The sequence below is a fragment of the Micromonospora thermarum genome (genome assembly GCF_012034245.1).
Classification (GTDB): domain Bacteria; phylum Actinomycetota; class Actinomycetes; order Mycobacteriales; family Micromonosporaceae; genus Micromonospora; species Micromonospora thermarum.
The window spans coordinates 57,033-71,264 of record NZ_JAATEO010000002.1; the positions used below are offsets into that span (position 1 = coordinate 57,033).

Sequence of the window (14,232 nt, forward strand, 5' to 3'; positions counted from 1 at the left end):
GCCATACAGTCCTTTCCAACGACGGTCCGCCACGGCAGGACTCAGGTACGCCGTGCGGTCCAGGCCAGGAATCTGTCGAACAGGGCTCCGGGAGACGACGCGGAGTTCGGGTACAGCTTGGTCAAGTCGGCCGTGGCGTCGAACAACTGGCCCGACATGTAGACCGACAGCGCTACCCGGTTGCCCTCGTATTGGGTCCGAAGCAGCATCTGGGCGGTAGGGCACGGCCAAGCAGCCGTGCACACCCGGCAGAGCCACAGAGGCCGCCTGGGTAAGTGTTGGTGCACCGGATCGAAGGTTCCCAGCGGCTGGTCATGGACGGGCAACGCATCGGGCGTGGTCACCCCTTCATAGTTACGCCATCCGTTGTCTGTGTCAACGCATTCCGTAGTTGTCGACGTCACGGCCTTGTGTCGCTGCCATCGTCAACCCGTGGAGCTTGTCGGCGTGTCAGAGATTCGGGAAATGCTCGGTGGTGTGTCCCGGCAACGCGCCTCCGTCATTGCCAATCAACGGAACTTCCCGGAGCCGATCGCCGTGTTGGCCATGGGAAAGGTGTGGCGGAAGTCCGACGTAGAGAAGTGGATTCGGCAGCACCGGCCAGACTTGGCGGAAGACTGAGGAGAGCCGCGCCTGAGCCGGACGTCGGTGCGGTCAGTTGACCGGCAGCCCGCCCTGCGGTGGCGGGGCGGGCTGCGCTGGCGAGGCGCTCAGCGGGGGCGCTTGTCCCCCTTGCCGAGCTTGTTGAAGTCGATCTTCGGGAGCTTGAAGCCCGGCGGCAGGCCCTGGCCGGCCAGGTCGTCCGGACCCATGCCCGGGGGAAGCTGCGGCATGCCGCCCGGGAAGCCGCCCGGCATCCCGGCGCCGGTACGCGGCCGGCCGCCACCGCCGCCCTTCGTGCCCTTGCGCTTGTTCTTCGGCGACTTGGTCGCCTTCCGGCGGCCACCCGGCAGGCCCATCATGCCGCCCATCTGCTTCATCATCTTCTGCGCGTCGGCGAAGCGGTTGAGCAGCTGGTTGACGTCCATCACGGTGACGCCGGAACCGTTGGCGATCCGGGCCCGGCGCGAGCCGTTGATGATCTTCGGGTTGGTGCGCTCGCCCGGGGTCATCGACCGGATGATCGCGGTCACCCGGTCGAAGTGCTTGTCGTCCAGCTCGGCGAGCTGGTCCTTCATCTGCCCCATGCCGGGCATCATGGCCAGCACGTTGGCGATCGGGCCCATCCGCCGGACGGCGATGAGCTGGTCGAGGAAGTCCTCCAGGGTGAACTGCTCGCCGCCCATCAGCTTGGCGGTCATCTTCTCCTTCTGATCGGCGTCAAAGGCCTGTTCGGCCTGCTCGATCAGAGTGAGGACGTCGCCCATGCCGAGAATCCGGCTGGCCATCCGGTCGGGGTGGAAGACGTCGAAGTCCTCCAGCTTCTCGCCGGTGGAGGCGAAGAGGATCGGCTGCCCGGTGACCTCCCGGACCGACAGCGCGGCACCACCACGGGCGTCGCCGTCGAGCTTGGAGAGGACCACGCCGGTGATGCCCACGCCGTCGCGGAACGCCTCGGCGGTGCGGACCGCGTCCTGACCGACCATCGCGTCGATGACGAAGATGACCTCGTCCGGGTCGACCGCGTCGCGGATGTCGGCGGCCTGCTGCATCATCTCGGCGTCGATACCGAGGCGGCCGGCCGTGTCGACGATGACGATGTCGCGGGCGGCCCGCTTCGCGTGCTCGATCGAGGCCCGCGCGACCTGCACCGGGTCGCCGACGCCGTTGCCGGGCTCCGGGGCGTACACCTCGACGCCGGCGCGGCCACCGAGCACCTGGAGCTGCCCGACGGCGTTGGGGCGCTGGAGGTCGGCGGCGACCAGCAGCGGCTGGTGGCCCTGGGTCTTGAGCCAGCGGGCCAGCTTGCCGGCGAGCGTGGTCTTACCGGAACCCTGGAGGCCGGCGAGCATGATCACCGTCGGCGGCTGCTTGGCGAACTGGAGCCGCCGCCCCTCGCCACCGAGGACGTTGATCAGCTCCTCGTTGACGATCTTGATGATCTGCTGGGCCGGGTTGAGCGCCTGGGAGACCTCGGCGCCGCGCGCCCGCTCCTTGACGTTCGCGATGAAGCCCTTGACCACCGGCAGCGCGACGTCCGCCTCCAGCAGCGCGAGGCGGATCTCGCGCGCGGTGGCGTCGATGTCGGCGTCGGTGAGCCGACCCTTGCCGCGGAGCTTGGTGAAGATCCCGGACAGGCGGTCACTCAAGGTGTCAAACACACGAACATCCCGTTTGTCAGTGTTCCGGCGGGCACGAACACGGCCAGGAGAGAGATCCGGCCACCCGCAAGGGTAACCGGCCTGCCGCACGGCTGCTCCGGGCCGGCCTCAGCCCGCCGGCCGTCGTGCGGCGCCGGGCCCACCGGGAACTCCCCGCGGACCGCCGTCAGCGGCCACCGCCGACCAGGACCTCGCGGATCGTCCTGAGGACGATCTTGAAGTCCAACCACAGCGACCAGTTCTCGATGTAGTAGTTGTCGAAGCGCGCCCGATCGGCGATGGGGGTGTCACCGCGCAGTCCGCTGACCTGAGCCAGGCCGGTGAGACCGGCGGGAACCCGATGCCGCCACGAGTAGTGGGTGTGTTCGGCGGAGAAGAGCTCCACGAAGTGGGGCCGCTCCGGACGGGGACCGACCAGCGTCATGTCGCCCCGCAGGATGTTCCACAGTTGGGGCAACTCGTCGAGGGACGTGCGACGCAGGAAACGCCCGACCGGCCCGACCCGGCTGTCGTTCGCCACCGACCACGTGGTCTGCGACTCGGCTTCGCTGGCTGGACGGAGGGAACGGAACTTCAGGACCTCGAAGAGGGTGCCGTGCCGGCCGACCCGCTGCTGACGGAAGAGGACGTCCGGCCCGCCCTCGATGCGCACCGCCAACGCACAGGCGGCAAGGACGGGAGCGAGCGCGACGATCGCGAGGGCGCTGAACACGACATCGACCGATCGCTTGAGGGCCCACCGCCAGCCGCTCAACCGGGGCGGACGGATACGCATGACCGGGATCGCCCCCACGTGGTCCGGCCTGGTTGTCTGGGTCTGGAACTGGTGCATCCGCGGCACGACGAGAATGTCGTAGGTCGTGGACATCGCCTCGCGCAGGAGTCCGGCGAAACGACTGTCGGTGATGTCCGGATCGGCGATGAGCAGCACGTCGGCCTTGGCGCCCGCCATCGCCGTCGTGAGGTGGTCCAGGTCCCCCAGGTGCGTCAGGCCGTCGACGGCTTGATCGGCGCGGTGCGGGTTGTCGACGAAACCGACAACCCGCAGCCCGTACTGCGGGTAGCGGGCCAGGACGTGGGCCAGCTCGGCCGCCACGACTCCGCTGCCCACGAGGATGGTCGGGTGACCGACGATGCGCCGGCGCCGACCGATCATGATCGTCCACATCGCGAGGCCCCGTCCCACCAGCAGCATGACGAGCATGAGGGCGGCCGCCCGGAGCAGGCTGCCGAAGTTCGCGAAGCTCTCGTGCCGGAGGGCCGCGATGAAGGCGACGATGGCCGCCGACATGAGGAAGCGGCTGACGATGACCGGCGCCTCGTCGAGGATCGCCAGGTGCAGGCGCGACCGGTAGAGACCGCCGGCGGCCAGCAGGACGACGGTCAGGAGGCCCATCACCGTCAGGCCACGCCAGTGATCGGCGTTGAAGGGCACCGGAGCCAGCAGCGCCACGATGTCCACGGGCAGCAGGAGCATCCAGGCCCTGAGGTAGCCGATCGACGCTCGACCAGGAGCGACGGCGGGTGGAGGCGTGGCGCCGTCTCCTCGTCGTTCGACCGTCTCCGCGTCGGCCGGGCCATCGCTGGCCTGCACCCGAGGGATGACGGCAGTCGCCAACACATCTTGCTGCCCAGAAGTCACCGTGCGCTTCTCCCCGTGAATGGCACGTCAATCGACGGGGCAGAAGCCCCGCGCCCGTGTGATGAGCGCCGCTCCAGAGGTTCGTGTTACCTCTGATGCGAATGTTTGTCTTGAGACCGCCCGGAGGACTGCCGGGACGGAAGGAGGGGCCCGAGCAGCGAAAGTGCTCACCGATGAGCTGTTCGGTGGACCCGGCTATCCGCCGAGTGGCGAATCTGGAAATGGGCCGGGGATGCAGCCCGTGAGCAGCTGTTCTTCTGGGAACACGTTCGTGATCTCCGTGTGCCAGTCCGGATCACTCCCCGGCGGGCGCAGGCCCGAACGGTAGGTATCCTTCTCCCTGCTGTGGCGTGGCGATGGGGGAAAGACCAATGGGGGGCGTCATACATGTGTGCACCGGGAACCAGGCCCGGTCACCGATGGCCCACCGGCTGATGGAGGAGGGCCTTCGAGACCGGTACGGCCCGGCTGCCGACTCCGTCTTCGTGACGAGCGGCGGCACCCAGGGCCCGCCGGGCCGGCCCATGCAGCCCTTCGCCATCGCCGAGCTGGAACGCCGGGGTGTGTCCGCGCACGACTTCGTCTCGCAGGTGCTCGACCTCGACGCGGTGGCACGAGCACACCTCGTCCTCACCGCCACCCGCGAGCACCGGGACCAGATCGTCGCCCAGGTACCCCAGGCCCTCCATTTCACCTTCACCTGGCGGGAGCTGGCGTGGCTGGTGCGGGGCCTCAAACCGGACGAGGTGCCCGGAAGCTACGCGGTGGAACGGGCGGCCAACCTGGCCCGGGTCGCGAAGCAGCGCCGCGGTTACCTGCAGCCACTACCCCCGGAACAGTTCGACATCGCCGACCCCATGGGTGGCACCAGACAGGACTACCGTGTGGCGGCCGACCAGATCGAAGAGGCGGTCGAAACCATCCTCGGCGTGGTCTAGCTCCCGCTTCCGGTGTGCTCAGGCGGGGCGACCCCTTGTCGGAGTCGCCCCCGCCTCTTACGCAAGCCGTCGACCAACCTTCGCGGCAACCGCCGACGGTCAGAGGCTGGCCCGGTCACCGTTTCGTTCGGGTCCGCCGCTGCTCGGGAACGTCGTAGTACGTCGACTCCATCTTTCCCTTCACCCGGTTGGCCACGAGTCCCAGCACATTCGCGCCGACCTTCCGCAACGATTCCGTGGCCTCGGCGAGCTGGTCCGTCCGGGTGTAACCGACACGAGTGACGACGATGGCGCCACCGGTGGAGCGAGCGATGACAGCCGCATCCGTCACGGGAAGGAGCGGTGGGGAGTCGAAGATGACCGTCATGCCGGATGCCTCGAGGGAAGCGACGACCTTCCCCAACCGGGCGGACCCCAGCAACTCGCTCGGGTTCGGCGGCCGAGGCCCGGCCGCGAGGATGTAGAGCGGCAGGTCACCACGCCATTGCTGAAGAGCATGGTTGACGGGCATGTCGCCGAGTAGGACGTTCGTCAGCCCGACGCCGTTGGAGAGGGCGAAGAGGTCGGCGACGGTGGGCCGGCGCAGATCGGCATCGATCAGCACAACGGTCTGTCCGGCCTGCGCCATGGCGATGGCGAAGTTCGCTGCGGTCGTCGTCTTGCCCTCGGCCGGGATCGATCCCGTGACGACGAAGCTGGTGAGCCGCCGGTCCACCGACAGGAACCGGACGTTCGTGCGCAGCTGGCGGTACGCCTCGGCGCGGGCAGTTGCCTGGTCGTCCGCGATGAGAGGGCCACCCTTGGTCTTCGGCATGTCGGGCACCGAGCCGAGTACCGGAGTGCCCGCGGCGGCCTTGACGGCGTCGTTCTTGTTGCGGATCGTACGGTCGAGGCTGTCCCGGAGGACGGCTGCTCCGACACCGGCCGCCAGGCCGAGGACCAATCCGAGCGCAAGGTTGAGCTTCGTGTTCGGCGAAACCGGCGCCTCCGGCGTGACCGCCCGTCGCGTAACCGTGAGCCTTACCGGCGATGCGCCCCCACCCCCCGGGGTCTCCAGCTGGGCGACCAGCCGAGGAAATTCCTCCGCAAGCTGGTTGGCGATATCGCGAGCGCGTTCTGCCGACGTGTCCGTCACCTCGATGTCGAGGAGCACCGTGTCCACCGGCGACGACGCCTCGATGTTCTCGCTCAGCTCCTCAGGAGCGTAGGGAAGATCGAGCCGATCGATGACAGCCCGGGCAACCTCGGGACTGTTGACAATCCCCACATAGGACCTGACGCGCTGTTGGGTGAAATTCCCCGCCTGGTTCAGCTGACCTGCATCGCCGGCCCCGCCGGTGGAAACGAACATTTGCACGCTCGCGCTGTACACCGGCGTCTGCGCGAACGAGAAAATGGCGGCAAGACCTAGACCGACGACGGCAACCGGCACAACCAAATACCATCGGTTCCGGATTGCACGCAGGTACTGCAGTACAGTCATCGATTTCCTTGAGTGAGGATTACCACGGCCGTTGTGGCCACTACGCAAACTGGGATCACGATGCACCCGACTGCCACACCGTACGACTAGTCAAGCGGGGTGAGTCGCGCCAGTATACCTGAGACCGCTTCGCATGCGAACCTGTAGCGGCCGGTTGAACCTGGTCGTCAACATCAACGGCGCGCTCCAGCTCGGCGGCGAGCAGGCCGAGGAAGAAGGCGAGGAGTACGGCAATTCGGTTGTCGCCCCAGAAATTGATTGTGTCGGCCATCCCGTGGAGGATCAGCCAGGCGAAGGCGCCGAGACTCACGGCAGCCGTGACGCGAGCACCTGGTCGCGTACTCAGCAGGCGGTAGTGGTCCAGCACGACAACGACCACGAAAGCCACCAGGAGCAGGGCGGCGCCCAGGCCCATGTCGCTCCATATCTGGATGAATATGTTGTGCGGGGGGTACCGCTCCGCGACCAGGGAATTCGAGTACTTCGCGATCTCGATGAACCAACCACCGAAACCAAGTCCGAGCATTGGGTGCTCAGAGAACATGTCCGCGGCGGCCCGCCAGAGCATCTCCCGGATACCGAACGTGAAATCGGAGTCGGCGGCAAAGGTCGGGAAGAGTCGGGTGACCTGGCTGAACGCAAGATAGGCAACCGCGGGCAGTGCCACCAGGATCGGCAGGAGATACGAAGGGGACTTGGCGAGGCGGATGAGTGAGACCACGAACACCGGTAGAAGTAGCCCCAGGATCATCGCCGTCTTGGACCCCGTGGAGAACACTCCCAGGTACGCCGCCAGCGCGACGAGGACGTACCTCCTCCGTTTGTACAAGGTGAAGGCGCAGAGGAAGAGGAAACTGGCCATTCCGAGGTAGAGCGAAGCAGTATTGCCGTTGAGGTACAGCCCGCCGGCCTTCTCGACGTCGCGGACGTTGTCCGGGCTCGTGGTGAAGTACGCGGCCATTTTGCCCGGCCCATTCACGAGTACCGCCCAGTACGAGTGGAGGAACCGGCTCTCCAATTCGGGGGAGACCCTGAAGACGGCTGTCAGACCTGCCTCGATAACCACGGCAACCCCGAGGACGTCGAAAACCCTGGGCAGTCGTTGTGGCAGCCGCTGGCGCAACGTCTTCACGTAGATGAAAACGATCAGCAGCTGCAGCATGCCAATAATCCACGCAACAGCCCTCGTCACATCCGGCGACCAGAGAATGGCCAGTACCGCAAGCGCGATGAAGGCGACCAGAAAACGCCCGTAGCGTCGGTCCCAGCTCGGCCTGTCGGACACGAAACCGAGAGCCGAGGTGAGAGTGACGACGGCTGAGAAGGTGATGATCTCCGGGCTGAGGAGAAACAGCTGCGGGACGGAGAGCCCGACTATCCATATCGCGCGGGTCTCGAAACGCGCCAGCAGCGCGAACGCGATCCCGAAGCCTGCTGCGGCAGCTAGAAGGATCATCCGTCGGCCTCGAGATCACCGGGTTGCCGTCTGTCCGAAACCGGCGCGTCCCCACGGCCGCAGCTGGAGCCGGAAGTCATGCGGAGCCGCCAACGGTCACGGCACTGACGTGCAGCCGTTCGAGCAGGGCACGCAGATCTTGAGCCGCGTTCTCGGGCGAAAAGCGGCGGGCGCGGTCGAGTGCCGCGCGGCGCAGGGCGTCCAGAGCTTCCGGGTTTCCCGACAACCGGAGGATTTCTGACGCGAAACGCTGCTCGTCGCCCGCTTCGTCGATCAGGATTCCGCTGACTCCGTGATCGACGATCTCACCGATGCCACCCTTGCGGCTGGCCACGGGAATCAGGCCGAGTGCCATCGCCTCGATGAGGACCATGCCGAAGGGCTCATCCCACTGGCACGGATACAGGAAGAACGTGCTCCTCGCCAGCGACTCGGCCAGTCGTTCATGGCCGACATGTCCTCGAAGTCGGACCACGTCCTTCCCGGCCTCCCGGTTCACCGCTGCGGAGAGCGCACCGACCTGCCTCATGTAGTCGGTCTCGTAGGACGAAACCCCGGGAGCCGCGCCGCCGTAGGTGTCAAGAGTCCAGTCAGCTTCTGGATCAGCGGCGTTCAGCGCCTGGCAGACGCGGATGGCCTCGAGCACGCCCTTCTCCGGGACCAACCTGCCGACGAACGCGAGGGACTTCGGATGGCGTGCTCCCGCTGCCGGGCGGAACGAGTGGGAGGTGTCGACACAGTTGTACAACACAACTCCCGGGTGCGGCCCGAAGTCGCGAGCCGCTTTCTGCATCAGGTACCGACTGCAGTAGGCAAAGGAATCGACCGCAGCCTTGAGCGCCGGAAACTCAGCTTGGCCTACATAGGCGGACAGGTCGTTGTGCATGTGGAGCACGATCTCGCCGCGGTAGCCACTCCTCCGGAGCCAGACGGCGTACCGGGGCCGATTGTGGATATGCACGACCTGTTCCCGGCGGAGAGCTCGAGAGTTTGCCAACACCCATAGCTTCCCGCCGAACAGCAGTCGGTTATGGACACCCCACCACGGGCGCCGGACAAGCGGGCCGACGATTCTCGCTGCCCAGGCGGCAGCGCGGTCGTACGCCCGGTACCAGACGCTGCCAGCCACGGCCAACGACTCGGCATATGTCCTGCTCGACGACACGCAATACACGACGGATGAGCGATCGAGCCGCGAGTAGACGTCTCGAACCCAGGTGGCTACCGCCCCGCCGCGTCCGTCGAACCGCTCCTCCGCGGCCAACAGCACGGCGACCCTATACCGAGAGTTCGCGTGACCGTTCATGGTCATGGCGTTCACCCCCCTTGTTGACTCCGACGGCAAGTCCCCGAAGGTCCGCCACCAGTGGGCTGCGGGTCAGGGCGAGCGTCGCGAGATATGTGCCCCCGCCCACCACGACCTTGGCGACAAACCACGCGAGGCTACCTTCCAGGCCGCCACCCATCAACGTCATGCCGGCTAAGACGATGACCATCGGTAGTGCGAGACGGACGGCAAGCCAGTGCGGAGCCGCGTATTGCAGGAATGTCACGCCCAGCAGCCGCCGAAGCAGGAGATAGTTCACCACGAGGCTCAGCAAAGAAACGCCGACCAGGGCTGTCGCCGTTCCGCGCATGCCGTCGACCATTGCTCCGACGGTTACCGCGGCGATCGTCACGGCAGCCTTGGCCACGTTGATCACAAACCCGAGCTTCATGCGGTCGAGGGCCATGAGTACGACGCCCATGGGGTTGCCGAATGCGCGAAGTATCCCCACCACGCTCAGCAACTGCAGGGTGGGCGCGACCCAGGACCACTTACTGCCGAGGACAAGGTCGACGAAATCGTCCGCCAGCAGTGCGAGGCCCACGAGTGGGGCCACGTTGATGAGGCCGGTCACCGCCAGGAGACTCATGGTGTGTTCGGCAACCCGCCGCCGGTCGTCCTGGATCCTGGACAGCGCCGGAAACATGACGCGGGTGACGACGGGATTCAGCTTCGCCGGAGTCGTGACGGCGTAACTGTAGGCTACGTTGTAGCCGCCCAGATCGGATGCCGAGAGGATCCGGCCAACCGCGATGGCTCCGGCGTTGTTCCCCACGAACCCGACGATGGCATCCAGAACCTGGAAGACGCTGAACGACAGGAAGCGGCGCGTTTCGTCGAACCGAAAGTGCGCTTTGACCGCAAACAGTCGCCGCGCACCCACGGCGAGGACGATGGTCTTCACGGCAAATCCGAGCACCATCGCGGCGACGACGCCTGCTGCGCCCAGGCCGACAGCGGTAAGACCAATGCAGAAGCCGAGCGTCGACGTCGCCCACAGTATGTCGGCGAGCGCCGCCGGGGCGAACATGAGGTTCTTCTCGAGAAGGCCGCGAAAGATCTGGCCGTGCGGCGTGATCGCAAACGCTACCGCGACGAGCGCGATGAGGCCCGCCAGGTCGGGAATGCGGAAGAAAGCCTCCAGCGCGGGACCGGAAGCAAAAAGAATCAGCGCGATCGATGCGCCCAATGCGGCGTTCAACCAGTAGAGAGAACTGATCTCGTCCTGCGTGATCTCCTTGCGCTGGATCAGGGAGTTCGACAGACCGACGTTCGTCAGGATGTCGGCGAGACCCACGACCATCGTGATGACCGCGACCGCGCCGACGCTTCTGGCATCGAGAACCCGGGCGATGTAGGTCAGTTGGAGCAGTTGCAGGACGGAGGTCACCGCAACCGATGTGCCGATCCAGCGTGCTCCCGACAGAACCTGCCGCTTCAGTCCCACGTCGCTTCCCGTGCAGGTCCGGTCGACACGTGGCTCCGGCGAGCAGCCATGTCGTAGATGTCCTCAAGAGCCGCCGACTGCTTGGTGATGTCGAATCTGAGCTCGACGCGCTGCCGAGCCTGGTCCCCGAGACGGACCCGCAGTGCATCGTCGTCGAGGAGCCGGCGGATGTTTCCCGCCAGCGCTGCCACGTCTCCCTCGTCGGACAGGAGACCGGTCTCCCCGTGGACGACCGCGTCGGGGATCCCGCCGTGACGGGTCGCCACGCTCGGCACGCTCAAGGCTGCTGACTCGAGGAGTGTCATCCCCAGCCCCTCAGAGTCACCGTTGGGCGCCGTCCGGGACGGAGCGGCCAGCATCTTCGAGGCAGCCATGTACCGCTTCACGGCGTCCGGCGGCTGCATCCCCGCAAACGTCGCGTCGACGCCGAGGCGAACGGCGCGGTCCCGGACCTGCTGATCCAACGGTCCGGCGCCGATGAAGACACACCGCGGCCTACGGGCGGTCCCCACCATCGCCAGTGCCTCGATCAGATCCTCGATGCCCTTCTTTTCCGTGAACCGGCCGACGAATACGACGTCCCACTCCTTCGGCGTCGGTGGTTGTTTCGGCGGAATCGGGACCCCGATGTAGTGGACGAGCACCTTCTGCGGGTCGGCACCGAGGTCGATCGCCCGTTGGCGGATGAAGTCCGAGACCGCGATGACGACCGCGGCCCGGTCGAACGCCTGTCGAAGTTGCCAGCGGGCCCGGGCGCCACGAAGCCCGGGAGTGCTCGGCGCGGCGGTCACGTCGTGCCCATGGAGGGTCACGACCAACGGGACGCCGATACTGGCCGCAGCCCCACTGATCAACCAGCCTTCAGGACCGAAATGCGCGTGCACCAGGGCGGGCTTCATCGCAGCGAGCAGGTTCGTGACCCGGCGGGATCTCCCGGTGAGTCGGAACAGGCGGAAACGGACCTGATCCCTCGGCAGGCTCGAGTAGGCGATCGTGTCGGTGTCCGCGGCGACGGCTGACTGCACCTTGACCGCGCCCAGGAAGGCCGGATCGTAGCCGATCAGGGCGTCGGCCTGGTTCCGGACGAAGGTCTCCGAGCCGGGCAGGAGCATGCTTTTCCAGATGGCGACGGTGGGGCGATCAGACACTGCTACCACTTCCATCGACGAGATCGTGGATGCTCGACTCGAGCAGCGCGGCCATGGGGGCATCGGCGTACCGGAGGCCGGCCGGAACGGCTGCGTTGCCGATCGTCTCGCTCAGCGACGGGTCGAGCAAGACGGATTCGATCGCCCGGGCGAGGGCGTCGGGGTCCCCCGGCGGGACCAGGATCCCGGTGGTTCCGCTGTCGATGACCTCCTGCGGTCCGCCCATCTCGGTGGCGATGACAACCAGCCCTGCCGACATTCCCTGCACGACGACCTGGCCGAACGGCTCGGCGTTCAGGGAGCCACTGACCAGGACGTCATGCGAGGCGAGCAGGTGGTCGACGTCATCGACGTGCCCGACGAACGTGACGTCGTTGCCCAGCCCGGCGGCGAGCGTCCGGAGTTCGGCGACGTAACGGCCGGCGTCCTCGAACAGGTCGTCGCCCGCGACGGTCACGCTCACCCTGCCGCCGAGGCCCCGGTCCCTCAGAACGGCGAGCGCCTGGAGGAGCACATGCACGCCCTTCCAGTGGGTCAGGCGGCTCAACGACAGGATCCTCAGGGCACCGCCCCGAGCGGCCCTGCGTGCGGCGAGCGACGAATCGCTGATGCCGCTCATCGTGTAGACGACCCGCATGGGCTTCTGCGAGAGCTGCTGCGGGATCGTCGAGGCCGTCCACTGACTGTTCGCGAGGAAGCCGTCGAATCGGGGAAGAATCCAGCGAACGACGAGTGACCGCTTCCGCCCACTGAGCCATTCCGGGGACAGATCCTCCCGGAGATAGTAGATGAATTGCCGTCTGCGCTTCGGGAGGAACGCGGTCAGAATCGCTGCATTCAGGCTGTTGGCGATGACGACGTCGCTGCGGGATCTGAGGAAGACCCACCAGGCGCGCAACATCGCCAGGACGAGGGTCACGCTCCGGTTGTGACCGTTCCATCCCAGAACGCTGACGGGGACGCCGGCTGCCTCCGCCCAGCCGTCGAGAGCACCGCCCTGGAAGAGGAGCAGCTCTCTCTCGTACTTGCTCGGCTGCTCGAAGTACCGCTTCAGGCCCAGCTCGGCCCCACCGGGCCGACCGGTGTGGTCCACGAAAAGGATCTTCACGCTTGCCGACCCTCGAGAACGTCGTTGACGCGCGCGGCGACCGCCGGCCACGAATAGGGACTGGAGTCGTAGTTCGGGGCCGGGAGGCCGGCCGCGTTCGTCATCGCGAACGCCCACTCCTGGGCGTCGTCCGCTCCGGACACCGAGATGCCGTGGGGACCGCATATCTCGGCGACACTCGGGCAGCCCTTCCAGTAGACGACCTGGGTGCCACAGGCAAGGCTCTCGAGGGCCGGCAGACCGAAGCCTTCGATGAGGGACGGAACGACGGTCGCCGAGGCACCCCGGTAGAGCTGGGCGAGTGTCGCGTCATCGACACCGGACACGTGGGTGACCCGGTCGGCGACACCCAGCCGCGCGGTCAGCTCGCGCGCCCCGTCCGAGTCGCCGCACACCATGACCATCGAGAAGTCGTCGATGAACGCGAGCGCACGGAGGACCACCTCCACATTTTTGTGGCCCTTGAGGTTCCCGACGTAGAGGAAATAGGGCTTTCCCTCGGCGGAGGCGGGCCCATCGACGGTGAATGCCTCGGACAGGCCGTTTCCCGTGTTCACGATGTCGACGTCCGGGTCTCCGATCCACTCCCGGATCGCGTCCCTCGACGTCTCCGACACGGTGAGCACGATGCCGTTACGTCTGATCAGAGGCTTCAGGAACTGCTCGTAATAGGCGAGGTACCTGGCGCGCTGGGGCCAACGCGTCTGAAGATGAATCAGGTCATGGACGGTGACGATCTGCTGCGTCACCCCACGGAAGCCCATGTACCCGGGGGAGTAGAGAAGGCCGATGCCCTTTCCGGATCGCGTCGTCGGACGCTTCAGGACACCGATCGGGGAGGCCGGGTTGCCCTTGGCGTCAAGGGCCTCCCACTCGACGCGGAGGCGGCCGATGACCTCGGCCGCGTATCGGCCGATGCCGTGGGCCCCGATCCACCGCGTGTCAATTGCGATCACCAGTCACATCCACTTCCGTTGGCCTGGTCGCCGCAGAAGACCGGGTCCCGGAGGGAAGACCAGACGCACACGCGACGTGCGGGCTCGCAGACCAGCGCCTTCACAACGCACCCCGGTGCTGCTTCCGCGGGCACCATGGGACGAGGCCGACGATCTTGCTGGCGAGAGGGTTCGCGGTCGGTGGCCAGTGGTGCGGCACGGCGCGCGCCATCATGATCGATCCCCCCGTTCCCGTTCGCCCCGCGCACCCGGCTGGCGTTGCGCACGCCATGTTGTCACAGCCCGCCGGCCCGGTGACCCGCCCGTCGGGCAGCGTGACGGTGTGCACGACGCCTCCCGGTTCCGGAACCGGGAGCACGCGCCCTGACAACTGGCAGTTCGTGCGCAGAAGACGCCCAGCGACCGCCGTCACGCATGATCACCATTGATGGACCGAGCCAATACACCGCATCGCGGTGCGCCTGTC

The 14,232-nt window shown here is 66.7% G+C and carries 12 protein-coding genes; 2 read left to right on the forward strand and 10 right to left on the reverse strand.

Translation table 11 applies throughout. The features are described 5' to 3' along the window. Positions 1-41 precede the first annotated feature (41 nt). Positions 42-305, reverse strand: coding sequence for a hypothetical protein (locus HCJ94_RS02035; protein WP_167999446.1), 264 nt, complete (start codon positions 303-305; stop codon positions 42-44). Positions 306-432: 127 nt separating this feature from the next. Here HCJ94_RS02035 and HCJ94_RS02040 point away from each other — a divergent pair, with 127 nt between their 5' ends. Then, positions 433-621 carry a hypothetical protein gene (locus tag HCJ94_RS02040; protein WP_167999180.1) on the forward strand — a complete coding sequence of 63 codons (189 nt, stop codon included), beginning with the start codon at positions 433-435 and terminating at the stop codon, positions 619-621. A gap of 89 nt (positions 622-710) precedes the next feature. On the opposite strand, the gene ffh is transcribed toward HCJ94_RS02040, so the two are convergent. Together ffh and HCJ94_RS02050 are read right to left on the reverse strand one after the other, a co-directional pair. After that, entirely contained in the window at positions 711-2,261 is a 1,551-nt protein-coding gene (gene ffh, locus HCJ94_RS02045; protein ID WP_167999229.1) for a signal recognition particle protein, read from the reverse strand. 166 nt (positions 2,262-2,427) lie between these two features. Continuing rightward, a complete protein-coding gene (locus tag HCJ94_RS02050) occupies positions 2,428-3,855 on the reverse strand; it encodes a sugar transferase (protein WP_309227109.1) in 1,428 nt (475 codons plus the stop codon). Between the two features lie 419 nt (positions 3,856-4,274). Here HCJ94_RS02050 and HCJ94_RS02055 point away from each other — a divergent pair, with 419 nt between their 5' ends. Further along, complete coding sequence (locus HCJ94_RS02055) at positions 4,275-4,841, forward strand: arsenate reductase/protein-tyrosine-phosphatase family protein (protein ID WP_255480867.1); 567 nt, start codon at positions 4,275-4,277, stop codon at positions 4,839-4,841. 115 nt (positions 4,842-4,956) lie between these two features. Here HCJ94_RS02055 and HCJ94_RS02060 read toward each other — a convergent pair whose 3' ends face one another. From HCJ94_RS02060 to HCJ94_RS02090, 7 genes are all read right to left on the reverse strand, one after another. Further along, the gene (locus tag HCJ94_RS02060) at positions 4,957-6,324 is read right to left on the reverse strand and encodes a tyrosine-protein kinase domain-containing protein (protein WP_167999231.1); all 1,368 of its coding nucleotides are present in this window, start codon (positions 6,322-6,324) and stop codon (positions 4,957-4,959) included. 55 nt (positions 6,325-6,379) lie between these two features. Beyond that, positions 6,380-7,780: an O-antigen ligase family protein gene (locus tag HCJ94_RS02065; protein WP_167999232.1), complete on the reverse strand. Its 1,401-nt coding sequence runs from the start codon at positions 7,778-7,780 to the stop codon at positions 6,380-6,382. Between the two features lie 76 nt (positions 7,781-7,856). Continuing rightward, a complete protein-coding gene (locus tag HCJ94_RS02070; RefSeq protein ID WP_167999233.1) occupies positions 7,857-8,666 on the reverse strand; it encodes a glycosyltransferase family 4 protein in 810 nt (269 codons plus the stop codon). Positions 8,667-9,057: 391 nt separating this feature from the next. Further along, complete coding sequence (locus HCJ94_RS02075; protein ID WP_167999234.1) at positions 9,058-10,554, reverse strand: MOP flippase family protein; 1,497 nt, start codon at positions 10,552-10,554, stop codon at positions 9,058-9,060. Further along, the gene (locus HCJ94_RS02080; protein ID WP_167999235.1) at positions 10,545-11,717 is read right to left on the reverse strand and encodes a glycosyltransferase; all 1,173 of its coding nucleotides are present in this window, start codon (positions 11,715-11,717) and stop codon (positions 10,545-10,547) included. The genes HCJ94_RS02075 and HCJ94_RS02080 overlap by 10 nt, the downstream gene beginning before the upstream one ends. Beyond that, complete coding sequence (locus tag HCJ94_RS31030) at positions 11,695-12,810, reverse strand: glycosyltransferase family 4 protein (RefSeq protein ID WP_167999236.1); 1,116 nt, start codon at positions 12,808-12,810, stop codon at positions 11,695-11,697. Before HCJ94_RS31030 ends, HCJ94_RS02080 begins: the two co-directional genes overlap by 23 nt. Next, the gene (locus HCJ94_RS02090) at positions 12,807-13,766 is read right to left on the reverse strand and encodes a glycosyltransferase family 4 protein (protein WP_167999237.1); all 960 of its coding nucleotides are present in this window, start codon (positions 13,764-13,766) and stop codon (positions 12,807-12,809) included. Before HCJ94_RS02090 ends, HCJ94_RS31030 begins: the two co-directional genes overlap by 4 nt. Between the last annotated feature and the right edge of the window lie 466 nt (positions 13,767-14,232).

What these genes read in the sequence shown, in the direction of transcription:
- HCJ94_RS02055 (WP_255480867.1), top strand. Translation starts at nt 4,275, where the DNA reads ATGGGGGGCGTCATACATGTGTGCACCGGGAACCAGGCCCGGTCACCG.
- HCJ94_RS02070 (WP_167999233.1), bottom strand. Translation starts at nt 8,666, where the DNA reads ATGCACAACGACCTGTCCGCCTATGTAGGCCAAGCTGAGTTTCCGGCG.
- HCJ94_RS02065 (WP_167999232.1), bottom strand. Translation starts at nt 7,780, where the DNA reads ATGATCCTTCTAGCTGCCGCAGCAGGCTTCGGGATCGCGTTCGCGCTG.
- HCJ94_RS02080 (WP_167999235.1), bottom strand. Translation starts at nt 11,717, where the DNA reads ATGGAAGTGGTAGCAGTGTCTGATCGCCCCACCGTCGCCATCTGGAAA.
- HCJ94_RS02060 (WP_167999231.1), bottom strand. Translation starts at nt 6,324, where the DNA reads ATGACTGTACTGCAGTACCTGCGTGCAATCCGGAACCGATGGTATTTG.